This window comes from Actibacterium mucosum KCTC 23349 (assembly GCF_000647975.1).
Taxonomy (GTDB): domain Bacteria; phylum Pseudomonadota; class Alphaproteobacteria; order Rhodobacterales; family Rhodobacteraceae; genus Actibacterium; species Actibacterium mucosum.
The window spans coordinates 565911-591222 of the sequence record NZ_JFKE01000002.1 but is presented as its reverse complement, the minus strand read 5'-3'; the positions used below and the strand labels follow the sequence as shown (position 1 = coordinate 591222).

Sequence of the window (25312 nt, the reverse complement as noted above, 5' to 3'; positions counted from 1 at the left end):
GACCACGGAGAGCGCGACATGGCCGACACCGAAAACATGCCGACCGAAGCTGATATCCATCTGATTCAACGGATCATTCCGCATCGCTATCCATTTTTGTTGGTCGACCGGGTTGAACAAATTGTCCCGGATACCAGCGCCGTAGGCATCAAGAACGTCACGTTTAACGAGCCTCATTTTCAGGGCCATTTCCCGGCGTCGCCAATCATGCCCGGTGTGACCATTGTCGAGGCTCTGGCGCAGACCGCCGCCGTTATGGCCGGTATCTCGATGAACACTGTCGACAAGGAATTTCTGGTCTATTTCATGAGCCTGGATTCCTGCAAGTTCCGCCGCAAGGTGGTGCCGGGCGACGTGTTGGAACTGCATGTGAATGTCATGCAGAAACGCCGCAAAGTCTGGAAGTTTAAGGGCGAGGCCAAGGTGGGTGATGCTTTGGCTTGCGAAGTGGAATTCGCCGCCATGATGGATCTGGAAGAGTAAACGCTGATGAGCATTGATCCTTCGGCCAGTATTCACGCCTCTGCCGTGATCGAAGACGGCGCCGTGATTGGCGCCGGTGTTCAGATTGGACCGTTCAGCGTGATCGGCCCCAAGGTGCGGTTGGGTGAGGGGGTGGTTGTCAAAAGCCATGCCGTCGTCACCGGCGACACAGAGATTGGGCCGGAAACCACCATCTTTCCTTTCGCCAATATTGGCGACATCCCGCAGGACCTGAAATTCAAGGGCGAAGAAACGAAGTTGATCGTGGGCGCGCGTAACCGCATTCGCGAGGGTGTCACCATGAACACCGGCACTGAGGGTGGCGGCGGCGTGACTCGCGTGGGCGATGACTGCCTTTTCATGACCGGCAGCCATGTGGGCCATGATGTGGTTGTGGGCAACCGTGTGATCCTTGCCAACCAGACGGCACTTGCGGGGCATTGTATTGTCGAAGACGACGTGATTATCGGCGGATTGTCCGGCATCCACCAGTTTGTCCGGCTTGGCCGTGGCGCCATTATTGGCGCTGTGACGATGGTGACAAATGATGTGATCCCCTATGGGCTTGTGCAGGGGCCGCGAGGGGTTCTGGATGGGTTGAACCTTGTCGGGTTGAAGCGCAGGGGGACTTCGCGCGCCGATATCAACGAATTGCGGGCGGCCTTTCAGACGCTGGCGCAGGGCGAGGGCTCGTTCGCGGAACGTGCGCGCGCATTGGCTGACAACACCGACAACGCGCTGGTCGAAGAGATGACGGCCTTTATCCTGGCCGACAGCGACCGTTCTTTTCTGACACCGGGGTAAGCCATGTCTGTCACTGCAATTATCGCCGGCGCGGGCCGGTTGCCCGGATTGCTGGTCAAAGCTTTGCGGGCAAATGACGCCCCTGTCATGGTGGCTGCGATTGCCGGAACCGGGGCCGAAGACCCCGGAGGGGTCGCGTTCATGCCCTTCCACGTAGAGCGTATGGCGGTGCTGTTTGACGAGCTGACAAACCGAGATGTGACCCGCGTTGTTTTTGCCGGCGGCATGTCCCGCCCGGCGCTGGATCCGGCGCTGCTGGACCCGGGTACGGCGGCGTTGTTGCCGCGCATCCTTCCCGCCTTGCAGCAAGGTGACGATGGCCTGTTGCGTGCGGTCATCGAGATATTCGAGGATCGCGGGTTCGAAGTCATGGGGGCCGCGGATATCGCGCCGGCGCTTTGCCCCGGTGAGGGGGTGCTGACGCAATCTGCGCCCTCTGAACAGGATCAGGCCGATGCGGATCGCGCAGCAACGATTCTGTCAACGCTTGGTCCGCTTGATCTGGGGCAGGGGGCGGTTGTGGCGCAGGGGCTGTGCCTGGCCATTGAAACCTTGCCGGGCACCGACGCAATGTTGAAATTCGCCGCGGACTATCCCCGCCGCCCTGATCCAAATGGTGCCAGGGGAGTGTTCGTCAAAGCCCCGAAACCGGGCCAGGATCTGCGGGTCGACATGCCCGTTATCGGGCCCGCAACGGTTGCGGCGGCTGTCAAGGCAGGGTTGGCCGGAATTGCCTTTCAGGCCGGGGGCGTGATGATGCTCGAACAGGCCGAAACCGTCGCTGCGGCGGATGCGGCCGGATTGTTCTTGTGGAGCCGCGCGCTGTGAAAACCTTCTTCCTTGTAGCGGGGGAGCCTTCGGGCGACGCGCTGGGGGCGGCATTGATGGCCGGCCTGAAAGATATCCTTGGCCCTCAGGTAAGGTTTCTGGGGGTCGGTGGGCCGCTGATGCAGGCCGAGGGTATGCGCAGCCTTTTCCCCATGGAAGAGCTGTCGCTGATGGGGTTGGCCGAAGTGCTGCCCAAATACCCCCACCTTGTGCGCCGCAAGAACCAGACGGCCGATGCCGCGATCGAGGCCAGGCCGGACGCGCTGATCACCATCGATAGCCCCGATTTTGGGTTGCGTGTGGCCAAGCGGGTAAAAGCAAACAGTGATATCCGCACCATCCACTATGTTGCCCCAACGGTTTGGGCCTGGCGCGCGGGACGTGCGCGCAAGATGGCTGCGATGATCGATCAGGTGCTGGCGTTGTTTCCGTTTGAGCCGCCCTATATGGAGGCCGAGGGCATGCGCTGCGACTTTGTCGGCCACCCGATTGCCACGCAGGCCGAACCGTCTGACGCCGATATCAGCGCGCTGCGGGAAAAGCTCGGCCTTTCCGCCGACAGGTCAACGCTTTTGGTCTTGCCCGGCTCACGCAAAGGCGAAGTTGGGCGCCTTTCTCCTGTTTTCGGCGAGGCGCTGACCCCGGTGCTTGCTGCGCACCCAAAATTGCAAATCCTGGTGCCCGCAGCGCCATCTGTTACGGAACTTGTGCAGGATGAGGTCAAGTCCTGGCCCGGCACGCCTGTGGTTCTGGACACCCGCGGCATGGAAAAAGAGGCGGGCCTGACGGCCAAACGCTCTGCCTTTGCGCTTGCAGATTTTGCATTGGCGGCCTCGGGCACCGTGTCATTGGAACTGGCGGCCGCGGGTACGCCCATGGTCATCGGTTACGACATGAACTGGATCAGCCGCGAGATCATCATGCGGATGATCAAAGTGAATTCGGTCAATCTGGTCAACATCGTTACAGGTTCGCAAACCGTGCCGGAGTTTATCGGGGTCAATTGCAAACCCGATGCCATTGGGGCGTCACTCACTGATTTGGTAAGCAATCCTGATCAAGGTGCAGCACAACGCAGCGCCATGGCCGAGGCAATGGAAAAGCTGGGCAAGGGCGGCACCCCACCGGGACGCCGCGCCGCGCAGGCCGTTTTGGACGGGCTTTAGTTTCCGCGCCAGATCCAGCCGCCGCCCAGGATACGGCTGCCGCCGGTTTCATAGAACACGCAGGCCTGCCCGGGGCTGACGCCTTCTTCGGGGTTCAGCAATTCCACCTCGGCCTCGGTGGCCGAGATCGGGCGAATAACCGCCTCGCGCGGGGGACGGGTGGACCGCACCTTGACCGAGACATGCCATTCGGGCCGGCTGGTCAGCGCCTCATCGCCCAGCCAGTTGATCTCGCGCACCGGCACGATGCGGGTCGAAAGCATCTCTTTGGGGCCCACGATCACCTGCTTGGCATCGACATCCAGCTTCACAACGTAAAGCGGCTCGGACAGCCCGCCGATCCCCAGACCGCGCCGCTGTCCGATGGTGTAGTGGATCACGCCGTCATGGGTGCCCAACACCCGGCCATCGGCATGCACAATCTGCCCCGGTTCCGCCGCGCCGGGGCGCAGTTTCTCGATGACCGAGGCATAATTGCCATCGGGCACAAAACAGATGTCCTGACTGTCGGGCTTGTCGGCGACCGGCAGACCGTATTTCGCCGCCAGTTTGCGGGTTTCATCCTTGCTGGGCAGATGGCCCAGCGGAAAGCGCAGAAAGGACAGCTGCTCGGGCGTGGTCGAGAACAAGAAATAGCTTTGGTCGCGGTTCGCATCGGCGGCCGAATGCAGCTCTGGCCCATGTTCGCCCACCATCCGCTGGATGTAATGCCCGGTGGCCATGCAATCGGCATCCAGATCGCGTGCGGTTTCCAGAAGGTCCTTGAACTTGACACGTTCGTTGCAGCGGATGCAGGGCACCGGCGTGGCGCCCGCCAGATAGCTTTCGGCGAACTCGTCGATCACCGCATCCTTAAAGATGTTCTCGTAATCCAGCACGTAGTGCGGAAAGTTCATTTCCTCGGCCACGCGGCGCGCATCGTGGATGTCGATCCCCGCGCAGCACGCGCCTTTCTTGGCCAAGGCCGCGCCGTGATCGTAAAGCTGCAACGTAACCCCGACCACGTCATAGCCCTCTTCGGCCAGCATCGCGGCCACGACCGAGCTGTCGACACCGCCCGACATGGCCACCAACACGCGGGTTTCCGCCGGTGGTTTGGCAAAGCCCAGGGAATTCAGGGCGATTTTGGTGTCGGTTTCTGGCATTTGGCGTGTCCTTGCGCGAAGTCCGGCAGAATATAGGAAAATCTGAAATAGTCTCAAGGGCCGCCTTCACCTGCCGTTAAGTGCGATTTTGCGATGCTTTGCCTGCGCAGATCGCGAGGGGTTTGGCATGTACATTAAACGAATCGAAGGGCCACGCACTGTCACTCTGCCCGATGGGTCTACCATGACGCGGGCGGACCTGCCGCCCGTTGACACGAAACGCTGGGTCGCCAGCCGCAAAGCTGCCGTTGTCAAAGCGGTTGTTGCGGGGCTGATCTCGGAAGAGGAGGCGCTGGAACGGTACGAGTTGAGTGAAGAGGAATTTGATAGCTGGAAAAAAGCGATTTCGCGTCATGGTGTAAAAGCATTAAAGGCCACGACACTTCGTAGCTATAGACAACCCTGAATTGCATTTCTAAACTTTCTTCCATGGTTACGAGCAATTAACCATTTTTACCGAGGGTGGGAGTGAAGCAAGGGGAAGTGAACGGAGTGTACTACCATGCGTGTTCTACTTGTCGAGGATGACCCGACAACGTCAAAAAGCATCGAACTGATGCTGACCCATGCAAATCTGAACGTTTACACGACGGATTTGGGGGAAGAAGGGATCGATCTGGCCAAGCTTTATGATTACGATCTGATTTTGCTGGATCTTCATCTGCCGGATATGAACGGGCACGAGGTGCTCAGACAATTGCGGTTGGCACGAATCGATACGCCGATTCTGATTCTTTCCGGCGCGGACGATACCGAAAGCAAATTGAAAGGTTTCGGGTTCGGCGCCGACGATTATCTGACCAAACCATTTCATCGCGAAGAACTTGTGGCGCGTATTCACGCCATTATTCGCCGGTCCAAGGGCCATGCGCAGTCAACCATACGTACCGGTAAGATCACCGTGAACCTGGATGCCAAAACGGTCGAGGTTGGCGGCCGCACCGTGCACCTGACCGGTAAAGAATACCAAATGTTGGAACTGTTGAGCCTGCGCAAGGGAACCACTCTGACCAAAGAGATGTTCCTGAACCATCTTTATGGCGGCATGGATGAACCGGAACTGAAAATTATCGACGTGTTCATCTGTAAACTGCGTAAAAAGCTCAGCAAGGCAACCGGTGGCGACAACCATATCGAAACGGTTTGGGGCCGGGGCTACGTTCTGCGAGATCCCGAGCCGGAAATGGGTGAGGCACCTCTGGCACTGGGCGCCTAAGCGCAAGATCGCGGCTGGACGCGGTTGCGTCCGGCGCCTATCACTTTCGTAAAGAAGACGGAGGTGGTACGTGCCGGAACTCAAACCCGTTGAGGCTTTGTCAGAAGGCGAAGCCGAACAGGAACTTGCCCGATTGGCGCAAGACCTGGCCAAGGCGAACACTGCCTATCACGGCCAGGATGCCCCCGATATTTCCGATGCGGACTATGACGGTCTGAAGCAGCGGAATGCAGCGATTGAGGCCCGGTTCCCGGCGCTGAAACGCGCCGACAGCCCGTCGGAGATGGTTGGCGCAGCACCGTCCGAAGGGTTCGGAAAAGTAACCCATGCGGTGCGTATGTTGTCGTTGTCCAATGCTTTCGACGACGATGATGTCCGTGAGTTTGATCGTTCGGTCCGCAGCTATCTTGGTTTGGGCGAAGACGCCGATCTGGCCTATACGGCTGAACCAAAGATTGACGGTTTGTCCCTGTCGCTGCGCTATGAGAGCGGGCAGTTGGTGCAGGCGGCCACGCGGGGCGATGGCGAAACGGGCGAAAACGTCACCGCCAATGCCCGTACAATCCCTGATATTCCACATCAGATCGCCGATGCACCGGATGTTCTGGAAGTGCGCGGCGAAGTTTACATGAGCCACGCTGATTTTGCGGACCTGAACACGCGTCAGGCTGCGGCTGGCGCCAAGGTATTTGCCAACCCGCGTAACGCCGCCGCTGGGTCGCTTCGACAATTGGATGCCCAGATTACCCGCGCGCGACCCCTGCGGTTTTTCGCCTATGCCTGGGGCGAGCTTTCTGCACCCCTGGCAAAAACACAAAACGGCGCGATCGCGCAATTGGCGACCTTTGGGTTTTCTACCAACCCGCTGACAGCCATCTGCCGGGATATCGACGCTGTTCTGGACCACTACCGCCGAATTGAAACCGACCGCGCCGCGTTGGGGTATGACATCGACGGGGTGGTCTACAAGGTTGACGCGCTGGATCTGCAGGGGCGCCTTGGGTTTCGCTCGACGACGCCCCGTTGGGCCATTGCCCACAAGTTTCCGGCGGAATTGGCGTGGACGCGGTTGGAGGGGATCGAGATCCAGGTAGGCCGCACCGGAGCGTTGTCTCCGGTGGCGCGGCTGGCCCCCGTGACGGTGGGTGGGGTCGTTGTTTCAAACGCGACGCTTCACAACGAGGATTACATCGCGGGTCGTGACAGCAAAGGCGCCGAAATCCGCGGTGGCAAGGACATTCGCGAAGGCGACTGGGTGCAGGTTTACCGCGCCGGTGATGTGATCCCGAAAGTGGCGGATGTCGACCTCTCGCGACGGCCGGCGGATGCAACGCCTTATGTGTTTCCGACATCCTGCCCCGAATGCGGCTCGGACGCGATCCGCGAGGAGGGCGATGCGGTCCGCCGCTGTACCGGAGGGCTGATCTGTCCTGCACAGGCGGTTGAGAAGCTGAAACATTTTGTGTCGCGCGCGGCGTTCGACATCGAGGGGCTGGGCGCCAAACAGGTAGAGCAGTTCTATAATGACAACTGGATCCGGGAACCGGCGGATATCTTCACCCTGAATGATCGGTTTGGACAGGGCATGCAGCAGTTGAAGAACCGCGAGGGCTGGGGTGCCAAATCAGCCGAAAACCTGTTTCGCGCCATTGATGAACGGCGCGGGATTGGCTTGGGGCGCCTGATCTTTGGTCTGGGCATTCGGCATGTTGGGGAAAACAGTTCGAACCTGTTGGCCGGCTATTACGGCAGTTGGCAGGCGTTCGAGGATGCGATGACAGCCGCCCATGACCCAGACAGCGCGCAATGGGCCGAGTTGCTGGGCATTGACGGGGTTGGCGAGGTGATGGCCGGCGCGCTGGTGGCAGCGTTCCACCAGCCCGCTGAACGCGCGGCGATTGACCGGTTGGTGGCGCTGTTGTCCCCGCAGGACGCTGAGAAACCACAAACCGACAGTCCCGTTGCCGGCAAAACGGTGGTCTTCACTGGCAGCCTGGAAAAGATGACGCGGGCCGAGGCCAAGGCGCGCGCCGAGGCATTGGGGGCCAAGGTATCGGGCAGTGTATCTGGCAAAACCGACCTGTTGGTGGCGGGGCCCGGCGCGGGGTCGAAAGCCAAGAAAGCGGCGGATCTGGGTGTTGAAACCATCGACGAAGATGCGTGGCTTGCCCTGATCGAGGGGCTATGACCGGGCGGCCGGAATCCCTGTTTCCGCTGTTCGGTGACCTGGAGAAACTGGACGGTGTGGGGCCCAAAACGGCCAAGGCAATGGCGGGGCTGGGCGTGGAAAAGCCACGCGACTTGCTGTTCACCTTGCCGCATTCCGGAATCAACCGGGCCCCACGCGAGACGGTGCTTGGGACGGCTCCGGGCGAGGTGGTGACGGTTGAGGTGGAAATTCTGGCCCATCATGCCCCCCGCAGCCGCGGGCGGCCGTATCACGTGCAGGTTCAGGATGCGCAAACGACGTTTCAGCTGGTGTTTTTTCACGCCCGTGGCGATTACCTGTTGCGGCAATTGCCCGAGGGGGCACGGCGCATCGTCTCGGGCAAGGTGGAGTTCTATGACGGCATGATCCAGATGCCGCATCCCGATCACATGGTGCCCCTCGATCAGGCCAACACGATCCCTGTTTTCGAGCCGGTATATCCCCTGACCTCGGGTGTGACGCAGAAGGTGATGACGCGGGCGACGGCCTCGGCGTTGGATATGGCGCCCGAGATGGACGAATGGATCGATGCTGCGTTGGCCGAACGAGAGGATTGGCCCAATTGGCGCTCGGCTTTGAACGCGGTTCACGCGCCAGGGAATAACGCGGATTTGGCCCCCGAGAGCAAGGCCCGGCAGCGTCTGGCCTATGACGAATTGTTGTCGCATCAAATCACCCTGGCTTTGGCGCGGCAATCGTCGCGCAAGGTCCCGGCGCATCCGACAACGGGGGCGGGTGAACTGCGTTCAAAGGTTCTGAACGCCCTGCCGTACCGGCCAACGGGAGCGCAGTCGCGCGCGATGGAGGATATCGCCGACGATATGGCCAAGGATCTGCGCATGAACCGATTGCTGCAAGGCGACGTGGGTGCGGGCAAAACACTGGTTGCATTCATGGCTCTGTTGATTGCGGTTGAGGCTGGTGGGCAAGGTGTCCTGATGGCACCGACCGAGATTTTGGCCCGCCAGCACTTGGAAAGTTTGCAACCCCTGGCCGAGGATGCGGGTGTGGTTCTTGAATTGCTGACCGGTCGCGACAAGGGCAGCGAACGCAAGGCCAAGTTGCGGGCGCTGGTCGAAGGAAAGATCCAGATCCTCGTCGGCACCCATGCGGTTTTCCAGAAAGACGTGGCGTTTCGCGACTTGCGGCTGGCCATTATCGACGAACAGCACCGGTTCGGCGTCGCGCAACGGCTGGAACTGGCACAAAAGGGCCCCGGCGCGCATGTGTTGGTGATGACGGCCACACCGATCCCGCGCTCGCTCAGCCTGGCGCAATATGGCGACATGGATGTGTCGGTTCTGGATGAAAAGCCGCCGGGCCGCAAACCGATCACCACGGCATTGGTGTCGACCGGCCGGATGGACGAGGTGGTCAGCCATCTGCAAGGCGCGATTGACCGGGGCTCTCAGGCTTATTGGGTCTGCCCCTTGGTGGAGGAAAGCGAGGTGGTCGACATGACCGCCGCCGAAGAGCGGTTCAAACGCCTGCGCGCGGTGCTGGGCGACGACAAGGTGGGGCTGGTGCATGGCCAGATGCCTCCGGCCGAAAAAGACGCCGCGATGGCGCGGTTCGTGGCCGGTGACACGTCGGTTCTGGTTGCCACCACGGTGATCGAGGTGGGGGTGAACGTGCCCAACGCCACGATTATGGTGATTGAGCGCGCCGAAAGCTTTGGCCTGGCACAGCTGCACCAGTTGCGGGGGCGCGTGGGTCGGGGCGAGGCGGCCTCGACCTGCCTGCTGGTGTACCAGCACCCGCTGAGTGAGGGCGGCAAGCGGCGCCTGGAGGTGCTGCGCGAGACCGAGGACGGGTTCCGCATTTCCGAGGAAGACCTGGCCATGCGCGGGGCGGGTGATGTGATTGGCGTGGCGCAATCGGGGCTGCCGCGGTTTCGGGTGGCCGATCTGGAACGCCAGACCGCGCTGATGGCGCTGGCACAGTCGGATGCGCGCAAATTGCTGCATGACGACCCCGACCTGACCAGCCCGCGCGGACAGGCCGTTCGCAGTTTGCTTTGGTTAATGGAGCAGGACCGCGCAATCCGTTTGATTTCAGTAGGATAGCGTTTTGTTCGCAAATGTTCTCAAAAAGTTCTTTACAATCTGTTCCCAAAATGAGAACAAATAGGCAACACAACGATGCAAGGAACGCCCGCCATGCTGAAAGATCTGAAATCCGTGATTGCCCGCTCGCACAGCACCCTGTTGCAGGATGCCGCCGGCGCTGTGGCCCTGGTTGTCATGCTGGTTGGCGCGTTGCACCTGCCCGGAATGATCTAACCCCAAGTTATCTGCCCGCGTCCCCGTGCCGGGTTGCGCATACCTGTCCCCAACATTGAATGCGCCGCTTCCGACACTGCCTGTTCTGAAAGCATTGGGCCATCCCTCGGCCCAGTTCCGCCCTTAACGCACGAGACGCCCCTTGCGCCGCCATCCTTCCCCGGATGTGCGGCGTTTTTTTGGCCAGAGATTTTTGGGATCAGGCGCAGTCGCCCTGCGCTTGCTGTTCAAACGCCTCGACCGAGGCGTCCAGCGTCAGCAGGATCGAGGCATGGCGGTTCTTGTAGTCCTTGGCCGGCTGCAAAACTTCCAGACCGTCAAACGGCGCATCGGGAACCGGCCCGTCAGATTTCAGCATTGCCTTCAGCTGATCGCGCGCGGCCTCAACCTCGGCCCGGCTGCGCCCGATGATATTGGCGCCAACCACGGCGGCCGACGCCTGACCCAGCGCGCAGGCTTTGACGTCCTGACCGTAATCGGCCACCCGGCCATCCTCGATCAACAGATCCACCGTCACGGTTGACCCGCAAAGCGGCGCGCGTTTCTTGACCGTGACCGATGGCGCATCCAGACGGTTGTGGTGGGGAATGTCCGACGCCAGTTCCAGAATGCGCCCGGAATACAGCTTTATCAGGTCGGTATCGGCCGGCATGGCTTTTCCTTTTGATTTCTTTTCCCTAGATAGACCCCCACACGGCCTTTGCAAAGGGAGACCAAAGTGCGTTTCGACCCGACCACACTGAAATTTGACGACAAGGGCCTGATCCCCGCCATTGCGCAGGACGAAACCGGCGATGTGCTGATGGTGGCCTGGATGAATCTGGAAGCGGTGCAGAAAACCCTTGAAACGCGCAAAGTGACTTATTGGTCGCGCTCGCGGCAGGCATTCTGGATCAAGGGCGAGACCTCGGGCCATGCGCAGAAGCTGTTGGATTTCCGGTATGATTGCGATGCAGACTGCCTGTTGATGGTGGTCGAGCAAGAGGGGCCCGCCTGCCACACCAACCGCCGCAGCTGTTTCTATCGCGCGGTGCGCGATGGCGAGGTTGTAGAGCTGATGAAGCCTATGGTTTAACCATCTGCCGGATGTCGGCGGGTGTGCACCCGTCGGCCCGGTATTTGCCAATCGCGCGTGCGTCGTCGCGCTTGGCCAGCCGTTTGCCATCGGCATCGCGGATCAGGCGGTGATGGTGATAGCGCGGTGTGGGCAGGCCCAGGATGCGTTGCAGCAGCACGTGGATCTGAGTGGCGGCAAACAGGTCTTCACCGCGAATGACATCGCTGATGGCCTGCGTGGCATCGTCCAGCACCACCGAAAGGTGGTACGACGTGCCCATATCGCGGCGGGCCAGCACGATATCGCCAACCTCGGCGATCATCCGCGCGGGATCGATGGTGATCTGACCTGCGTGAGCGGGGCCCGTTTCCTCGAAACTCAGCGGTCCGGTTTCGGCCAGACAGTCCGCCAGCCGCAGGCGCAGCACCGCATCGGCCGGGCGCGCGGCGGGTTGCGGTTTGTCGCGGCAGGTGCCGGGATAGATCAGCCCGTCTGGCCCATGGGTGGGCACACCTTCCTGCGGGGCCGACATCGCCGCCTGAATGTCGCGCCGGTTGCACGTGCAGACATAAAGCAGCCCGCGCGCCCACAGATCGTCAAGCGCCGCGTCATAGGCCGCCATCCGGTCCGATTGGCGCATCACCGGCCCGTCCCAATCCAACCCAAGCCAGCGCAGATCGTCATAAATCTGCGCCTCCCATTCGGGCCGCGCGCGGGTCTGGTCAATATCTTCGATTCGCAGCAAAAATTCGCCGCCAGCGGCCCGTGCCATATCATGGGCCATCATCGCGGAATACGCATGGCCCAGATGCAGCGGCCCGGTGGGCGAGGGGGCAAAGCGCGTACGCAAGTTCAGGCCGCCAGCCAGGCCGCCCAATCCGCCTTGGCGCGGTCGGTATAGGCCTTGTAGCGGTCCTTGCGCCCGCGGCGGCCACCTTTCAGCCCCTCAACCGGGGGAAAAAGGCCAAAATTCACGTTCATCGGCTGAAACGTCTTGGCCTCGGCCCCGCCGGTGATATGCGTGACCAGCGCGCCGGTGGCGGTGGTGTTGGGCAGCGCCGGCAGGGTGCGGCCCTGCATCTCGGCCACGGCCAACCTTGCGGCCAACAGCCCCATCGCGGCGCTTTCCACGTAGCCCTCAACCCCTGTGATCTGCCCGGCAAAGCGAATATTGGGCCGCGATTTCAGACGCATCTGATCGTCCAGCAACGTGGGCGAATTGATGAACGTGTTGCGGTGAATGCCGCCAAGGCGCGCGAAACTGGCGTTTTCCAGCCCGGGAATGGATTTGAAAACAGCGGTTTGCGCGCCGTATTTCATCTTGGTCTGAAAGCCCACGATATTCCACAACGTGCCCAGTGCATTGTCACGGCGCAGCTGTACGATGGCGTGCGCCTTCACGTCGGGCTGATGCGGGTTGGTCAGGCCCACGGGCTTCATCGGGCCGTGGCGCAGGGTTTCGCGCCCGCGTTCGGCCATCACTTCGATCGGCAGGCAGCCGTCGAAATAGCCCGCTGTCTCGCCCTCGTGAAACTCGGTCTTGTCGGCGGCCAGCAGCGCGTCGATGAACGCCTCGTACTGGTCGCGGTCCATGGGGCAGTTCAGATAGGCCTTTTGCTCGGCCTCGGTCTCACCCTTGTCATAGCGCGACTGGAACCACGCCTTCGACATGTCGATACTGTCGAAATACACAATCGGCGCGATGGCGTCGAAAAAGGCCAGGCTTTCGGCGCCGGTCTCGGCTCGGATCGCCTGGGCCAGATTGCCCGAGGTCAGCGGCCCGGTGGCGATGATCCAATGCCCGTCGGTGGGCAGCTCGGTGATCTCGCCCGCCTCAACCGAGACAAGCGGGTGGGCGCGCAGGCGCTCGGTCACCCCCAGGCTGAACGCATCACGATCCACGGCCAGCGCGCCGCCGGCGGGCAATTGGTGACGGTCGGCCATTTCCATCAGCAACCCACCGGCCTGACGCATTTCCCAATGCAGCAGGCCCACGGCGTTTTGCTCGTGATCGTCGGACCGGAACGAGTTCGAACACACCATTTCCGCCAGATCGCCGGTTTGGTGGGCAAAGGTTCCGACCTGTGGCCGCATTTCATGGATGACCACGGGAATGCCGGCCTGGGCGGCCTGCCATGCCGCCTCGGACCCGGCCATGCCGCCGCCGATGATGTGTAACGTTTCAGACATGCACGCGATCTAGGGCTTTTGCGACTTGAAGGGAAGGGGGATCAGCTCTCCTGATCCGCCCTGTCTTCTTCGTCACCCTGATCGGCAATGCGCGCGACCGACACAACCTCTTCGTTTTTGGCTGTATCGAACACCTTCACGCCGCCCGCACTGCGCGACCGGAACGAGATGCCGTCCACCGGGCAGCGGATCGACTGGCCGGTCGACGTGGCCAGCATGATCTGGTCATCCATGTCCACGGGGAACGAGGCCACCAACACACCACCGCGCATCGCCTTGTCCATGGCGGCAACACCTTGGCCACCACGCCCTCGTACCGGGTAATCGTGGCTGGAGCTCAGCTTGCCCGCGCCGCCAGCGGTAATGGTCACGATCAGGTTTTCAGCCGCCGACATTTCGGCATAGCGTTCTTGGCTGATCGTTGCGTTTTCGGCCGCGTCTTCGTCGGGTGTGCTGTCTGGATCGTCGGCCAAACCGGCCACCGCACGGCGCATTTTCAGATAGGCGGCGCGCTCATCGGTTGTGGCGTCAAAGTGGCGGATCACTGACATGGAAACCACCTGATCATCGCCGCCCAATTTGATCCCACGCACACCCACCGAATTGCGGCTGTTGAATACGCGAACTTCGGTTGTGGGGAAGCGAATGGCACGCCCGGAACTGGTGACCAGCATCACGTCGTCATCCTCGGAACAGATGCGTGCGTTGATCAGCTTGGTGTCTGCATGCTCGTCCTCGAACTTCATCGCGATCTTGCCGTTGCGCATGACATTTGTGAAGTCTGACAGACGGTTACGGCGCACTGTTCCCGCAGAGGTGGCAAAGACGATCTGCAGGTCGTCCCATTCCTTTTCATCCCGGTCCACCGGCATAATCGCGGCAATCGACACGCCGTTGGGGATGGGCAGGATGTTGACGATCGCCTTACCCTTGGCGGTGCGCCCACCCTGCGGCAGACGCCAGGTTTTCAGCTTGTAAACCATGCCATCGGTGGTGAAAAACAGCAGTTGCGTATGGGTGTTGGCCACGAAGAGCGTGGTCACCACGTCCTCTTCCTTGGTGGCCATACCGCTCAGTCCCTTACCGCCGCGCCGCTGGGCGCGGAATTCGGCCAGCGGGGTGCGCTTGATATAGCCGCCCGAGGTGACGGTTACGACCATATCCTCGCGCTCGATCAGGTCTTCGTCGTCCATGTCGCCCGACCATTCGACGATCTCGGTCCGGCGGGGCACGGCGAATTTCTCGTTCACTTCGTCCAGTTCGGCATCGATGATCGCCATGATCCGGTCGCGCGAGCGCAAAATATCCAGGTAATCCTTGATCTTGGCCGCCAGTTCCTGCAGCTCGTCGGTCACCTCCTTCACGCCCATCGCCGTCAGGCGTTGCAGGCGCAGATCAAGGATCGCGCGGGCCTGGGTTTCCGACAGGTTATAGGTGCCGTCGTCGTTCATCGTGTGGGTCGGGTCGTCGATCAGGCGGATATAGTCGGCAATGTCAGCCGCGGGCCAGCGCCGTGTCATCAGCTTTTCGCGCGCCTCTGCCGGGTCGGCCGAGGCACGGATGGTCGCCACCACCTCGTCCACATTCGACACGGCCACGGCCAGACCGCACAGGATATGGCTGCGCTCGCGCGCTTTGCGCAGTTCATAGGCGGTTCGCCGGGCCACAACCTCTTCGCGGAACTCGATAAATGCCTCAAGGAACCGGCGCAGCGTCAGTTGTTCGGGCCGGCCGCCATTCAGCGCCAACATATTGGCACCAAAGGAAATTTGCATCGGGGTAAAGCGGAACAGCTGGTTCAGAACAACCTCTGCCGTCGCATCTCGCTTCAGCTCGATCACCACGCGCACGCCAATCCGGTCGGATTCGTCCTGAATCGAGGTGATGCCTTCCAGCTTTTTCTCGCGCACCAGTTCGGCGATCTTTTCGATCATCGTCGCCTTGTTCACCTGATAGGGGATCTCGTCGATGATGATGGCATAGCGTTCCTTGCGGATCTCTTCGATCCGGGTCTTCGCGCGGATGATGACGCTGCCGCGCCCCTCCAGATACGCCTTGCGCGCGCCGGACCGGCCAAGGATGATACCGCCCGTCGGGAAATCCGGAGCCGGAATGTAGTTCATTAACTCTTCGCTGGTCAGGTCCGGGTTTTCGATCATCGCCTTGGTGGCGCCGATGACTTCGCCCAGGTTATGCGGCGGAATGCGGGTGGCCATGCCCACCGCAATCCCCTCGGCCCCGTTAACCAGCATGTTCGGGTAACGCGCCGGCAGGGCGGTGGGTTCGCGTTCCTTGCCGTCATAATTGTCTTGAAAATCAACGGTATCCTTGTCGATATCGCTTAACAGAGACACCGCAGGCTTGGCCAGGCGCGCCTCGGTATACCGCATGGCGGCGGGGCTGTCGCCATCCATCGAGCCAAAGTTGCCCTGGCCGTCGATCAGGGGCAGCGACATCGAGAAATCCTGCGCCATGCGGACCAGCGCGTCATAGATCGCGCCGTCGCCATGAGGGTGATAGTTGCCCATCACCTCGCCCACGGGTTTGGCGGCCTTGCGGTAGGATTTGTCGGGCGTATAGCCGCCGTCATACATGTGATAGAGGATGCGCCGGTGCACCGGTTTCAGACCATCGCGCAGGTCCGGAATCGCCCGGCTGACGATCACCGACATCGCATAGTCCATGAACGAGGTGCGCATCTCATCCTCGATCGCAATGCGCGGGCCGTCATAGGCCACAGGCTGCGGCGCGTTTTCGTCTTCGTTTTCAGGGGTTTCCGGCGTGTCGCTCAAGTGATGCTCCTGTCCGCGTTGGCGCGGCTATATCTTGTATGCCCCCTTATATCGCAGGCCGCATATGGGGTGCAATGGCCGTGTCGGATTCCTGTAACAAACGGATAACGGACTGTTTTCATTGAAAATGAACAAGTTCGTGGCAGGATAGGACATGCAGTACCAAAAACAGAGGAGCGACATGCACCCATCCGAGACCGAGCTGATGCTGAAAGGTTACGGGCTGACCACGGCAGAATTCTTCTATCACATGCCCGATTACACCCACGTGCTGAACACCTTTGTGTGGCAGGATTACGACCTTGCCCCGGATCACCCGAAACTGTTCAAATTCATCGCGTTCTGGCAGGCCGAGATCGAGGGCCCGCTGCATTCGGTGCGCTTCACCCATCGCAAAAAACTGGGCCCGACCGAGTGGCAGAACCAGGTAGGCGAGTTCCGGCTACATTAACGTGGTTGTTAAACTTTAGGGATGCGCGGTTGAGCGAAGTTTAAACTTTGGCCCGCGCCGCTGCGAACCACATCCCCGCAAGGACCAGCGCCACGATGGCGTTCCAGCTGGCCATGGACAGCCCGGCCAGCGACCAGACGACCTCGTCACACATCACGACGTTGACGGCACTGTCAAAGTTCAAAAGATCGCCGCCCGACAACGCGCCCAGATCATTACCGCCGCCCGAGCACGAGGTGGGACCTTGCCACCACTTGTGTTCAACCCCGGTGTGATAAATACCGATGCCAGCCGTTGCCAGGGCGGCCAGGCCGCCAAGCACGGCCAGAAAACGAGCGCCAAAAGCCAGCGCCGCGACACCGATCACGATGGCCGCTGCATGGGGCCAACGCTGCCACAGGCACAGCTTGCACGGGGCCAGTCCGCCGAGATGCTGAAACGCAAAAGCGCCCAACAACAGCGCCGCCGATCCGCCAGCAGCCAGTAGGATGTATTGGGTCCGGGTCATCGCGGCCTCGTCAGGTAAACTCCGCAAACAGCTAAGTCAGTCGGCGGGGGTGTTTCAAGCGGCTTTTGCCCTGCGGATTTCCGGGCGGGTTGCGCTTAGATGCCCAGCCACGTGCGAATGAGTGTTGCCAAGGTTGCGCCGGCGAACAAAAGGGTGGCGATCCACGCGGTTCCGATCACCGACCCCAGGACAACCAACGCGCCATCCCGTTGCAAAAGCCCCATGGCGACAAGGACAACAGCAAAGCCCGGCACGGTGTTTGTGCCCGGCAACGGCACCAGGATAGAGGCGCTGAACAGGACAAGCGCGAGGCCAATGAACCGGTCAATCGGCGGACGTGTCAGGGCGCCCAGCCGTGGTTTGCTGATCGCCTCGATCCGCCGCAGCCAGGGCCCGGCGCGGTCGGCAAGATTGCCAAGGCCACTGGTTGCAATTGTCCGTGCGCCCAGGCTTTTGGGCAGCCATGGCATACGCCTGCCTATCAGGATCTGCGCCGATACAAACATCAGCGGCAGCGCCACAACCTGTGGAATGCCATACAGAAAAGGGATGCAACAAGGCAGCGCCAGGATCAGCAGGAACAGGCCAAAGGCACGCTCATGCAGTTGCCGCAAAACCCAATCCAGTGAAACGGTTTCGCCGGTTGCGTCCGCGGCCAGTTGGGCAAGCCGGTCTGAAATGGCAACGTTTTCGGTAGGCGATTCTGTCATGTTGTCGGGCCCTCGAATCATGGGGGCACGGTGGGCGCGCATGGGGTGGTTTTCAAGCGATCATTGCGCCACGGGCCGAAAAAAGAAAAACCCGCGTTGACCCTGCCGCATACGCAGGCTAAACCGCCAAAACTGGCCCGAGTGGCGGAATGGTAGACGCAGGGGATTCAAAATCCCCCGATGGCAACATCGTGAGAGTTCGAGTCTCTCCTCGGGCACCAGTAATCATAAAATTGACAAACAAATCGGCCGCTTTTGCGGCGCCTGTGTTCAGGCCTCGTGCGCATGTATTAATCGTAATGGGGAGCAATTTCAGCCGCAGCTTGCGTGTATTCCGGGCGCAGCTCGTCCTTGGGCAACACAAGCGCGAGGCCGATGAAGAACGTGGTCAGGGCCATCTTCCATGTCGACGAACCTTGCGGTGGGGTGATGCGACGCAGGCCGGTATGGCTGATCATCACGGCCGAGCTGGGCATTAACGGGCAGGGCGTGGGTGTCATTTGGAGCATCCTTCCTTGACGGGTTTGATCGGTTGCAGAACGGCAAACGGCACGTCATCGGCAAGTGTCGGGTGGGTCAGCGGCATCTCGCAGGCGGTTTGGCCAAGGGCGACCATCGGGGCGGCCAATGCGACAAGAGCGGTGACCAGCAGGGTGGCCTGGCGGGTGGTCACGGGGAACATTTTGGTCCTTTCTCGGCCATTGGGGCCGTGTTGCGGTTGTGTCGATGCCAGGACCGCGCGGCCTGTGAGGTGGAGCTTCCACGCCATCCCGGCATCAACTGGGATGGTTTTAGGCGATGCAAGGTGCCTGCGTATTGACACCTCGCGCCAGTGCTTTGACCGATTGCGTCAATTTGGGCCGCTGAAAGGTTGACGCGAGGTATTATGGTCAACTTTAAGTGATAGGGGCCCAATTGGGGCCGGACGAAGGACAGGGTGGTGCGATCGATGGCGGACGGGGTATCGGTGCTATTCTACAATGCAATGGTCGCGCACGCGGACCCAAGCTTGGACAAGGCCGAACTGATGGCCTTTGGCGGATTGGATCCCGACACGGACTATCCGCCGGATTTCATTGTGCCTTACACGACCTATTTTGCACTGCTGGAGAAGATCGCCGAGGCAGAAAAACCAGAGATCAGGTTCTATCTGCGGACATGCGCGAACTTTTGTTGCGACCATTTCGGGGCGGTTGGCCTGGCATGGCGCGCGGCGCCGACATTGCGCAAGTCCTTCCTGCGCATGGACCGGCATGTGCGCGAGTACAATTCGGCCGCGACCTTTCGCGTCGAAGAACACGATGACGGGTATTACTGGGTGCACGAGCGGTTCAGCCCACAGCGGACGGGCATGTACCTGTCTTGCGAGGGGACGATGGCAACCTATCTGACCTTGGCGCGCGAGGCGGCAGGCCCCCATGTACAGCCTTTGCGGTTGCAGTTCCGGCACAGTCAGATCGCGTCGGACAAGCCGTTGCGCGAGTATTTTGGCTGTGACGTCGTTTTTGATGCCGATTACGACGCAATGGTGTTTTCCTATGATCAGATCGATGCCCCGAACCTGAAGGGTGACGAAAGCATGTGGAGCTTTTTTACCGATCACCTGGATCAGAAAATGGGTGCGGCCGGTGATGCGCCACTGGACCTGCGTGTGGTCGATGAAGTGTCAAAACTGCTGAGCGAGGGCCCACCCACCATGGAGGTCGTGGCGGCCAACCTGGGCATGGGGGCGCGGACGCTGCAACGACGGCTGTCGGAAATGGACACCAGTTTCCAGTCGCTGGTGGACCAGGCGCGCAAGAACGTGGCGATGAAGTTTCTGAAAGTGCCGAATTATTCGCTGAACGATGTGGCTTTCATGACCGGGTTTTCCGAACAAAGCGCGTTTTCGCGGGCCTTCAAACGCTGGGCGGGTCAAACCCCGGGCGCTTATCGCGCGGGGCTTTAGGCGGGATCAGAACCCGCCATGCGTGTCGAAGTGATAGGCGATCGTGTCCTTGTCCTGCAGCACAACAACGATGTTCACCCCGCGCTGGTTCAGCGAGTGTTCCGTGCCGTTCAGCGTGATGGACGACAATGACCCCGGTGCAAAACCGGCACTGCGCACACGCATCCGCGTGCCCTCGACAATTTCGGCGACATCGACCACTTCGTCGGCGGATTTGCCCTGTACCAGCACGATGCCGTTTTCCACGATCGCGGAATAGCCGTCACGGAAGGACAAGTCTGCAAGAGTCAGGCCCAGTTGCGCGGCCTGCATGCGCACGGCCAGCGGCAGGCTGGCAGCGCCCTCATCTTTCACCGATATCGCCATCGCGCAGCCTTGGCGGCACCCTGAAAGCACATCCAAGAGCGAGCTTTCGCGGGTCAGGAAGCGGTCCAGCCCGACAAATGGTGTTGCGTCGGTCGAGGTGGGGCCGGTAACCGTTGCCAATTCCGGGGCCGAGGCCAGGATCAGGTCCTCGGGCACATCGGGGCGCAGGCTGTCGCTGGTTGAATGTGTGTCGAAATTGGCAGTGGTGATGCGACCATCGGCATGCAGCAACACAAGGTTGATGCCCCGTTGGTCGCGGGAAAAGTTTATGCCGCCAACCGAGATCGCCGCGGGAATGCGCGCATCCTCGACACTGCTGCGCAGGCTCAGCGGTGTCTCGGCCACCTGCGCATTCAGGATGGCGTCGGCGTCACGTTCCAGCGTTTCCGCCAGCAAGGCACCGTGATGCAGCACGGCGGCATAGCCATCGTTCAGGCCCAGCGTGGGCACGGCGCTGCCAAGGGCGGCCATGAAGGATTTGAACTCGACCGACAGTTCCGCCGCGCCTTCGTCGCGCACGGTCAAAAGGGCTGTACATCCCGTATTGCAGTCGCGCAGCAGATCGGTCAGGCCGTGGGTTTCAGCATCATAGCTTGCCGGCCCAAAAGCGGGTGTTTCCACCGCGTGAAACCCGGCAAAACGGTGGCTGGTCAGAATGCCCGGTGCGTTGCGGTGGATCAGGGGCAGATCGCCAGCGCCGTCTGCAAGGATCAGGGCGCCGTCATCATGGCCACCATTGAGGATGCGAATGCGCAACTGCTCTTCGGCGGCGATTTGCTTAGGCAATCCCAGCCCCTGCGCGGTGTAAAACCAGCTGATCGGGGTACCCGCGCGGATCGAAGCCGCGCCAAGGTCCAGTGTGAAATCCGGCCCAAGTGATCGCGAGATATAGATATAGTCGGCGCGTGCAATCCGCGCCTTCCAATCCGGGGCGCCAAACATATGCGCAGCAACGGGACGCAAGGCGGTGTCCGTGCGGCTGCGATCAGCGAGGGGCGCCAGATCCCAGAATTGCAGCCCCAGAAGGACAACCGCGATACCACGCAACCGCCGTGGTTTGGTGCCGGCAAGACACAACAGCCCGGTGAACATCATGACGTAGATGGTGACCCAGACAAAACGCCCCGATGACCGCAGTTTCGCAAACAGCGCGTGCACGGGATTTTCGGGCGACATCTCCCACACAAAGACCTCACGCCCCAAGACGGTGATCACTGGCGACAACGCAAACAGGAATGCGATCAGCGCGGCGATCTGAACGGGCAGCAACGCGCGCCATTGTGGCAGTGACAGCGTGCCGCGAATGGCACGGACCAACAGAATACCAAGCAATACAAGCCCACCCAGACCCAAATAGGCATAGCCTTCGTATTGCCCCGATCCCGACGGCAGTTGCGGCAACAAGCGTGCGCTGTCAAACGGGTTGAAAAACCCCAACGGATCGGTGGAATGCAGGCCAACGGTGTTCTGGAACGCGTTTTGCAGGCTGAACACGCCCAGCTTGACCCCGACATAAAGCGCCAGCCCCTGCGTGGCGATCAGGGCCAGCACCACGCGCTCGACCTGGCCAAACCGCACGCCGCCTTGGCGCAGGATGCGCAGCGCCAGATCGCAGCCGGCAACAATGGACAGCATCACGTAGAGATACGGGTGGGTCATCATCGCAACCAACAGCAGCCCTCCGTGAGCAAGCCCTGCTCGCAAGGGGCGCGTGACCGCGAAGCTGACATAGATCGCGGCGAGGATCAGCCATTGCGCCATCAGCGTGTCGTGGCCATAGCGCCAGAAAAGGATCGGCGGAAAGGCCAGCACCGCGCCCAGCAACGTTGCCGTCCAGCGATCAAAACCCTCCCGGCGCATAAGGGCGCGGCCAAAGACAAGGCTCAGCGACAGACACAGCAGGTACCACGGGCCGATGAACTGAAACTCGACCGGCAGCAAGTTGCGCATTGGCCAAAGGATCAAGCTGACCAAGGGGTTGCTGTCTGTCGCGCTGATCGGCGTGCCGTGGGGATAGGCCAACAAGGGCGCGGTGCCCCACGGTGTGCCCGGCGTCTCGGCCTGTCGAAACGCCTGCCAGCCCAGATAGTGCTGTCGCAGGTCCCCCTGATCGATCCAGCCGATATTGGTGGGGTTCAGGATCGAGACATCAAAAAACCGCAAGAAGGCGATGCCAATCAGCAGCCCGCAAAAGGCACAATGGAAAAGGGCCAGACGGTGGCGCCGGTACAGGGTTTGCAGCATGGATTTATACTCGGAACACGTAGAACTTGGAGGACAGAAAGCTGAGCAGGGGCACAACGAGTGCCCCGAATACCGGCAGCGCCTCTTGGGGAAGGGTTGTCACCTGCACCGATACCAACGCCGTGGCCGCCATGCCGATGCCAAACATCACCAGCGAATGCGGCACAAAGCGCAGCAGGGCGCGCATTCGGTTGGCGCGCCCCCGGAAGGTGAAGGTATAGTGGCCAAGGAAAGACACCCACCACGCAATGCCAAAACCAACGAGGTTTGCCCCCAATCCGGGCAGCCCCAGCAAGCGAACCGCGCCATAGCCAACAGCTGCGTGTACAAGGGTGGCCACAACACCCACGGCGCCGAACCGCAGGGCCTGCGTGGCCACATGCAATAAACCAAATGGCCCGGGCCGCGTGGCGTCAGGCGCGGTCATAGATATCCTCGTAGCGCTGAATGTCATCCTCGCCCAGATAGGCCCCGGTCTGCACCTCGATCAGTTGCAGGGGGACCTTGCCGTCATTGGCCAAACGATGTTTCGCGCCCAGCGGAATATAGACCCACTGGTTTTCGGCCACGAGGGTTTCGGTCTGGTCGATCGTGACGGTGGCCGTGCCTTCGACAACGATCCAATGTTCGGCCCGGTGCACGTGGCTTTGCAGCGACAGCTTGGCGCCGGGGTTCACGACGATGGATTTCACCTGAAAGCGGCTGCCAAGCGCCAGCGAGTCGAAATGGCCCCACGGGCGCGTGTCGCGCAGGAACACATCATTGGGGCGCAGCATGCCGGCGTCATTTTGGCGGATTGTGGTGTCGTGTTTCATTTTGGGGAACCTTCTACTTGGAAACTGGCGCGCGCAGACGGCGCAGGGTGAGGGTGAAAAGGGCGATGGCGGCCAGACCCTGAACCGAGAGCTTCACGGACAGAAGCGACGGTATGTCATCCACGTGGGGCAGGGTCATGACTGCCAATTGCACGCATGCGGCACCCAGCAGGATCGGCGCGCTCAGGCGGCATCCCAGCGCGATGGCAACCGTGCCCGCCAGGTAGGAAAAGGTGAACGCCGCGGCGGACAGAATAGCCATCCACAATACCGGGCTGGCGGCCAGATAGGCCGGGCCCACCAAAAGCGAAATCATCAGATCGGGAAAAACTGCCGCGCATAGGATCAGCGGCAAGGTCACGGCGCCAAACAACTGCGCCGCAGGGCGCAGGGCCTGCCACAGGCTGTGGCCGTGTTTTGCCGCCGCAACGATGGTGGGCAAAAGGATGGAGGCCAGCGCGAAGAGGCCAAAGAACTGTATCCTCTGAAACAGGCTGAGCGCCGCGATCTGGCCAGCATCCGCGCCGGGCAGGCGAATGCTGGCCAGCAGGATGTCGCCATCCAGCGCCAGCACTTGGGCCAGTTGCAGGATGGCGAACGGGGACGCGGCAAGGAAGAGGGCGCGACCGATCGGGGCGGTGGGTTTGGGACGCGGCAAGAGGTCAACGAGAACGATCCAGCCCGCCACGATTGACAGGGCAATCGCGGCGACCACGCCGGTCAGCCCCCAACCGGCCCACCACGCCAAGAGTGCGCCAAACAGCCGAACCAGCATCTCGGCCTGCGCAGATGCAACGACGCGCGCCACCTGTACGCGGCCAAAGGCCAATCCACGCAAAGTGCTCATGACGCCCGCAAAGGGCAGGGCAGCCAGCAGAAGTAATCCGATGGGCACGTTGATATACGGTACGAGGGCAAACACAGGGGCCAGAACGCAGGCGGTCAGGATCAGCCAAACCCAGATGCGGCGGGTGAACTGACCTATGCCATGCAAGGTGTCCGCACCGGGTTTGGCTGCCACGACCTGACTGACGGCCATTTGCAGGGAAACGAGAACGCTGAGCAGCGCCAGCTTGATTGTCAGGACCACGGCCAGCTGGGCAAAGACCTCGGGCGTCATCATCCGGCTGAAGGCCATGTTGAACGCAAGGTTTCCAACATTCACCACGTTCGAAGATACGAAGATGACCGTCGCTGGTGCAAGCACCATGGGCGCAGAGAGGGTGGCCGCGCGCAGGGTCATGTGGCCGGCATGTCTTGCGGCGTGGGCCGCGTGGCAAGCCGCATCCGCACGATCAGCCACAGCATGTGCAGGCCACTGCGCAGAATGGCGGCGGCCGAGACCTTGGACCCGGCAACCTCTTGCCATTCCATCAACGGCTGTTCGTAGAACGCGCGGTGTCGGTCGGGAAGGTTGGCCGAAAGGCGGGCGAAAAGCTCCACATCAAACAGCCATCCGGCGGTAAAGGGCGTGGCAATCGCCGCGCGCAGGTTGGGCGTGTTGCGCAGCAGTTTCGCGCCGCACTGCGTGTCGCCAACCGGCAATCGGATTGCCTGACGGGCCAGCGCCGCGCACACAAACGAAACGGCTCGGCGCATGGGGGTGCGGCGGATGCGATGGCCCAACAATTGCCGACGTGCGCCAAACACAACCTGGGTTGCGCGGAATTTGTCCAGCACACGGATAAAGTCGTCGATGGCATCCAGCGGCGTCGCAAGGTCCGCGTCCCAGTACCCGATATGGTCCGCTCCGTCGTGCGCCGCGGCACGCAGCCCCTGACGCACGGCCTCGGCCTTGCCCCGGTTGGCGGGCAGGTTCAGGACCTGCACCCGGCCACCCGCCTGTGCGGCCAAAGCGTTCAACAAGGCCAGGGTGCCGTCACGGCTGCCGTCATTCACGAACAGGAAGGACACGTTTGGCGCGGTGTCGAGATAGCGCAGGAAAGCCGTCCGCGACAGGCGCTGTTCCTCGTTAAAGCAAGGGACCACGATGGTGACGTCCGATGGCATCTTGGACAGGCCAACAACCGGTTGCAGCGGCGCTTCGATGGTGCAGATCTTGTTCATGACATCCTCTTCACTGATTAAAAACTGGTCT

Annotated in this window: 25 protein-coding genes, 1 tRNA gene and 1 pseudogene; 13 read left to right on the top strand and 14 right to left on the bottom strand. The window is 61.1% G+C overall.

What is annotated here, in order from left to right; translation table 11 throughout:
• Nucleotides 1-18: 18 nt before the first annotated feature.
• Genes fabZ through lpxB form a run of 4 tightly spaced genes read left to right on the top strand, consistent with a single transcriptional unit; the run spans nt 19 to nt 3281 of the window.
• The gene (fabZ, locus tag ACMU_RS06295) at nt 19-483 is read left to right on the top strand and encodes a 3-hydroxyacyl-ACP dehydratase FabZ (protein WP_035257277.1); all 465 of its coding nucleotides are present in this window, start codon (nt 19-21) and stop codon (nt 481-483) included.
• 6 nt (nt 484-489) lie between these two features.
• Nucleotides 490-1287, top strand: a complete 798-nt coding sequence (gene lpxA, locus ACMU_RS06290; RefSeq protein ID WP_035257274.1) for an acyl-ACP--UDP-N-acetylglucosamine O-acyltransferase — start codon at nt 490-492, stop codon at nt 1285-1287.
• A gap of 3 nt (nt 1288-1290) precedes the next feature.
• Nucleotides 1291-2115 carry an LpxI family protein gene (locus ACMU_RS06285; RefSeq protein ID WP_035257272.1) on the top strand — a complete coding sequence of 275 codons (825 nt, stop codon included), beginning with the start codon at nt 1291-1293 and terminating at the stop codon, nt 2113-2115.
• The gene (lpxB, locus tag ACMU_RS06280) at nt 2112-3281 is read left to right on the top strand and encodes a lipid-A-disaccharide synthase (protein ID WP_081805422.1); all 1170 of its coding nucleotides are present in this window, start codon (nt 2112-2114) and stop codon (nt 3279-3281) included. The genes ACMU_RS06285 and lpxB overlap by 4 nt, the downstream gene beginning before the upstream one ends.
• Here lpxB and mnmA read toward each other — a convergent pair.
• Nucleotides 3278-4426: a tRNA 2-thiouridine(34) synthase MnmA gene (gene mnmA, locus ACMU_RS06275; protein ID WP_035257268.1), complete on the bottom strand. Its 1149-nt coding sequence runs from the start codon at nt 4424-4426 to the stop codon at nt 3278-3280. The two genes, lpxB and mnmA, sit on opposite strands and share 4 nt — an antisense overlap.
• 127 nt (nt 4427-4553) lie before the next feature.
• On the opposite strand from mnmA, the gene sciP reads away from it, so the two are divergent.
• The 5 genes from sciP to ACMU_RS19845 all read left to right on the top strand — a co-directional run bounded on the left by sciP (nt 4554) and on the right by ACMU_RS19845 (nt 10133).
• Nucleotides 4554-4832, top strand: coding sequence for a CtrA inhibitor SciP (gene sciP, locus ACMU_RS06270; RefSeq protein ID WP_035257266.1), 279 nt, complete (start codon nt 4554-4556; stop codon nt 4830-4832).
• A gap of 96 nt (nt 4833-4928) precedes the next feature.
• The gene (gene ctrA / locus ACMU_RS06265; RefSeq protein ID WP_035257264.1) at nt 4929-5642 is read left to right on the top strand and encodes a response regulator transcription factor CtrA; all 714 of its coding nucleotides are present in this window, start codon (nt 4929-4931) and stop codon (nt 5640-5642) included.
• Nucleotides 5643-5712: 70 nt separating this feature from the next.
• Entirely contained in the window at nt 5713-7830 is a 2118-nt protein-coding gene (ligA, locus tag ACMU_RS06260) for an NAD-dependent DNA ligase LigA (protein ID WP_035257263.1), read from the top strand.
• The gene (gene recG / locus ACMU_RS06255) at nt 7827-9917 is read left to right on the top strand and encodes an ATP-dependent DNA helicase RecG (protein WP_035257261.1); all 2091 of its coding nucleotides are present in this window, start codon (nt 7827-7829) and stop codon (nt 9915-9917) included. Before ligA ends, recG begins: the two co-directional genes overlap by 4 nt.
• A 93-nt stretch (nt 9918-10010) precedes the next feature.
• Complete coding sequence (locus ACMU_RS19845; protein WP_268870854.1) at nt 10011-10133, top strand: hypothetical protein; 123 nt, start codon at nt 10011-10013, stop codon at nt 10131-10133.
• 199 nt (nt 10134-10332) lie between these two features.
• On the opposite strand, the gene ACMU_RS06250 is transcribed toward ACMU_RS19845, so the two are convergent.
• Complete coding sequence (locus ACMU_RS06250) at nt 10333-10785, bottom strand: iron-sulfur cluster assembly scaffold protein (RefSeq protein WP_035257259.1); 453 nt, start codon at nt 10783-10785, stop codon at nt 10333-10335.
• A gap of 66 nt (nt 10786-10851) precedes the next feature.
• On the opposite strand from ACMU_RS06250, the gene hisI reads away from it, so the two are divergent.
• Nucleotides 10852-11208: a phosphoribosyl-AMP cyclohydrolase gene (gene hisI, locus ACMU_RS06245; protein ID WP_201769872.1), complete on the top strand. Its 357-nt coding sequence runs from the start codon at nt 10852-10854 to the stop codon at nt 11206-11208.
• Here the strand turns inward: hisI and gluQRS are convergent.
• The 3 genes from gluQRS to gyrA are packed head-to-tail and all read right to left on the bottom strand — an operon-like array spanning nt 11198 to nt 16172.
• A complete protein-coding gene (gluQRS, locus tag ACMU_RS06240; protein ID WP_152544538.1) occupies nt 11198-12046 on the bottom strand; it encodes a tRNA glutamyl-Q(34) synthetase GluQRS in 849 nt (282 codons plus the stop codon). The genes hisI and gluQRS overlap by 11 nt on opposite strands.
• Nucleotides 12043-13380, bottom strand: coding sequence for a methylenetetrahydrofolate--tRNA-(uracil(54)-C(5))-methyltransferase (FADH(2)-oxidizing) TrmFO (gene trmFO / locus ACMU_RS06235; RefSeq protein WP_035257246.1), 1338 nt, complete (start codon nt 13378-13380; stop codon nt 12043-12045). Before trmFO ends, gluQRS begins: the two co-directional genes overlap by 4 nt.
• Nucleotides 13381-13421: 41 nt before the next feature.
• Nucleotides 13422-16172, bottom strand: coding sequence for a DNA gyrase subunit A (gene gyrA / locus ACMU_RS06230; RefSeq protein ID WP_035257245.1), 2751 nt, complete (start codon nt 16170-16172; stop codon nt 13422-13424).
• Between the two features lie 181 nt (nt 16173-16353).
• Here gyrA and ACMU_RS06225 point away from each other — a divergent pair, with 181 nt between their 5' ends.
• Entirely contained in the window at nt 16354-16623 is a 270-nt protein-coding gene (locus ACMU_RS06225; RefSeq protein WP_035257243.1) for an usg protein, read from the top strand.
• Nucleotides 16624-16663: 40 nt separating this feature from the next.
• Here the strand turns inward: ACMU_RS06225 and ACMU_RS06220 are convergent, their stop codons facing one another.
• Together ACMU_RS06220 and ACMU_RS06215 are read right to left on the bottom strand one after the other, a co-directional pair.
• Nucleotides 16664-17131, bottom strand: coding sequence for a disulfide bond formation protein B (locus ACMU_RS06220; protein ID WP_035257242.1), 468 nt, complete (start codon nt 17129-17131; stop codon nt 16664-16666).
• 95 nt (nt 17132-17226) lie between these two features.
• Nucleotides 17227-17841, bottom strand: coding sequence for an exopolysaccharide biosynthesis protein (locus ACMU_RS06215; RefSeq protein WP_035257625.1), 615 nt, complete (start codon nt 17839-17841; stop codon nt 17227-17229).
• A gap of 135 nt (nt 17842-17976) precedes the next feature.
• Between ACMU_RS06215 and ACMU_RS06210 the strand changes: the two genes are divergently transcribed.
• Nucleotides 17977-18062 (top strand) — tRNA-Leu (locus ACMU_RS06210).
• A gap of 69 nt (nt 18063-18131) precedes the next feature.
• On the opposite strand, the gene ACMU_RS06205 is transcribed toward ACMU_RS06210, so the two are convergent.
• Together ACMU_RS06205 and ACMU_RS06200 are read right to left on the bottom strand one after the other, a co-directional pair.
• On the bottom strand, nt 18132-18341 hold the full coding sequence (locus ACMU_RS06205; protein ID WP_152544532.1) for a hypothetical protein: 210 nt from the start codon (nt 18339-18341) through the stop codon (nt 18132-18134).
• Nucleotides 18338-18523 carry a hypothetical protein gene (locus ACMU_RS06200; protein WP_035257238.1) on the bottom strand — a complete coding sequence of 62 codons (186 nt, stop codon included), beginning with the start codon at nt 18521-18523 and terminating at the stop codon, nt 18338-18340. The genes ACMU_RS06205 and ACMU_RS06200 overlap by 4 nt, the downstream gene beginning before the upstream one ends.
• 267 nt (nt 18524-18790) lie before the next feature.
• Between ACMU_RS06200 and ACMU_RS06195 the strand changes: the two genes are divergently transcribed.
• A complete protein-coding gene (locus ACMU_RS06195) occupies nt 18791-19789 on the top strand; it encodes an AraC family transcriptional regulator (protein ID WP_051588033.1) in 999 nt (332 codons plus the stop codon).
• 6 nt (nt 19790-19795) lie between these two features.
• Here the strand turns inward: ACMU_RS06195 and ACMU_RS06190 are convergent, their stop codons facing one another.
• The 5 genes and pseudogenes from ACMU_RS06190 to ACMU_RS06170 all read right to left on the bottom strand — a co-directional run bounded on the left by ACMU_RS06190 (nt 19796) and on the right by ACMU_RS06170 (nt 25281).
• Nucleotides 19796-22399, bottom strand: a complete 2604-nt coding sequence (locus tag ACMU_RS06190; protein WP_035257237.1) for a DUF6311 domain-containing protein — start codon at nt 22397-22399, stop codon at nt 19796-19798.
• A gap of 4 nt (nt 22400-22403) precedes the next feature.
• A complete protein-coding gene (locus ACMU_RS18660) occupies nt 22404-22826 on the bottom strand; it encodes a GtrA family protein (RefSeq protein WP_051588031.1) in 423 nt (140 codons plus the stop codon).
• Nucleotides 22813-23160, bottom strand: a pseudogene (locus ACMU_RS06180) (cupin domain-containing protein); the annotation flags it as partial. The gene ACMU_RS18660 and the pseudogene ACMU_RS06180, both read right to left, overlap by 14 nt.
• Nucleotides 23161-23227: 67 nt before the next feature.
• The gene (locus ACMU_RS06175; RefSeq protein ID WP_035257234.1) at nt 23228-24457 is read right to left on the bottom strand and encodes an MATE family efflux transporter; all 1230 of its coding nucleotides are present in this window, start codon (nt 24455-24457) and stop codon (nt 23228-23230) included.
• Nucleotides 24454-25281 carry a glycosyltransferase gene (locus tag ACMU_RS06170; RefSeq protein ID WP_051588030.1) on the bottom strand — a complete coding sequence of 276 codons (828 nt, stop codon included), beginning with the start codon at nt 25279-25281 and terminating at the stop codon, nt 24454-24456. Before ACMU_RS06170 ends, ACMU_RS06175 begins: the two co-directional genes overlap by 4 nt.
• Nucleotides 25282-25312: the final 31 nt, after the last annotated feature.

Bases quoted from the DNA above. Each gene is read 5' to 3' on its own strand.
- ACMU_RS06195 (WP_051588033.1), top strand. From the start codon at position 18,791: ATGGCGGACGGGGTATCGGTGCTATTCTACAATGCAATGGTCGCGCAC.
- lpxA (WP_035257274.1), top strand. From the start codon at position 490: ATGAGCATTGATCCTTCGGCCAGTATTCACGCCTCTGCCGTGATCGAA.
- ACMU_RS06190 (WP_035257237.1), bottom strand. From the start codon at position 22,399: ATGCTGCAAACCCTGTACCGGCGCCACCGTCTGGCCCTTTTCCATTGT.
- ACMU_RS06200 (WP_035257238.1), bottom strand. From the start codon at position 18,523: ATGTTCCCCGTGACCACCCGCCAGGCCACCCTGCTGGTCACCGCTCTT.
- ACMU_RS06220 (WP_035257242.1), bottom strand. From the start codon at position 17,131: ATGACCCGGACCCAATACATCCTACTGGCTGCTGGCGGATCGGCGGCG.
- ACMU_RS18660 (WP_051588031.1), bottom strand. From the start codon at position 22,826: ATGACCGCGCCTGACGCCACGCGGCCCGGGCCATTTGGTTTATTGCAT.
- trmFO (WP_035257246.1), bottom strand. From the start codon at position 13,380: ATGTCTGAAACGTTACACATCATCGGCGGCGGCATGGCCGGGTCCGAG.
- ACMU_RS06205 (WP_152544532.1), bottom strand. From the start codon at position 18,341: ATGACACCCACGCCCTGCCCGTTAATGCCCAGCTCGGCCGTGATGATC.
- ctrA (WP_035257264.1), top strand. From the start codon at position 4,929: ATGCGTGTTCTACTTGTCGAGGATGACCCGACAACGTCAAAAAGCATC.
- mnmA (WP_035257268.1), bottom strand. From the start codon at position 4,426: ATGCCAGAAACCGACACCAAAATCGCCCTGAATTCCCTGGGCTTTGCC.
- recG (WP_035257261.1), top strand. From the start codon at position 7,827: ATGACCGGGCGGCCGGAATCCCTGTTTCCGCTGTTCGGTGACCTGGAG.
- ACMU_RS06175 (WP_035257234.1), bottom strand. From the start codon at position 24,457: ATGACCCTGCGCGCGGCCACCCTCTCTGCGCCCATGGTGCTTGCACCA.
- ACMU_RS06225 (WP_035257243.1), top strand. From the start codon at position 16,354: ATGCACCCATCCGAGACCGAGCTGATGCTGAAAGGTTACGGGCTGACC.
- ACMU_RS06215 (WP_035257625.1), bottom strand. From the start codon at position 17,841: ATGACAGAATCGCCTACCGAAAACGTTGCCATTTCAGACCGGCTTGCC.
- ACMU_RS06250 (WP_035257259.1), bottom strand. From the start codon at position 10,785: ATGCCGGCCGATACCGACCTGATAAAGCTGTATTCCGGGCGCATTCTG.
- ACMU_RS06285 (WP_035257272.1), top strand. From the start codon at position 1,291: ATGTCTGTCACTGCAATTATCGCCGGCGCGGGCCGGTTGCCCGGATTG.
- ACMU_RS19845 (WP_268870854.1), top strand. From the start codon at position 10,011: ATGCTGAAAGATCTGAAATCCGTGATTGCCCGCTCGCACAGCACCCTG.
- fabZ (WP_035257277.1), top strand. From the start codon at position 19: ATGGCCGACACCGAAAACATGCCGACCGAAGCTGATATCCATCTGATT.
- ACMU_RS06170 (WP_051588030.1), bottom strand. From the start codon at position 25,281: ATGAACAAGATCTGCACCATCGAAGCGCCGCTGCAACCGGTTGTTGGC.
- sciP (WP_035257266.1), top strand. From the start codon at position 4,554: ATGTACATTAAACGAATCGAAGGGCCACGCACTGTCACTCTGCCCGAT.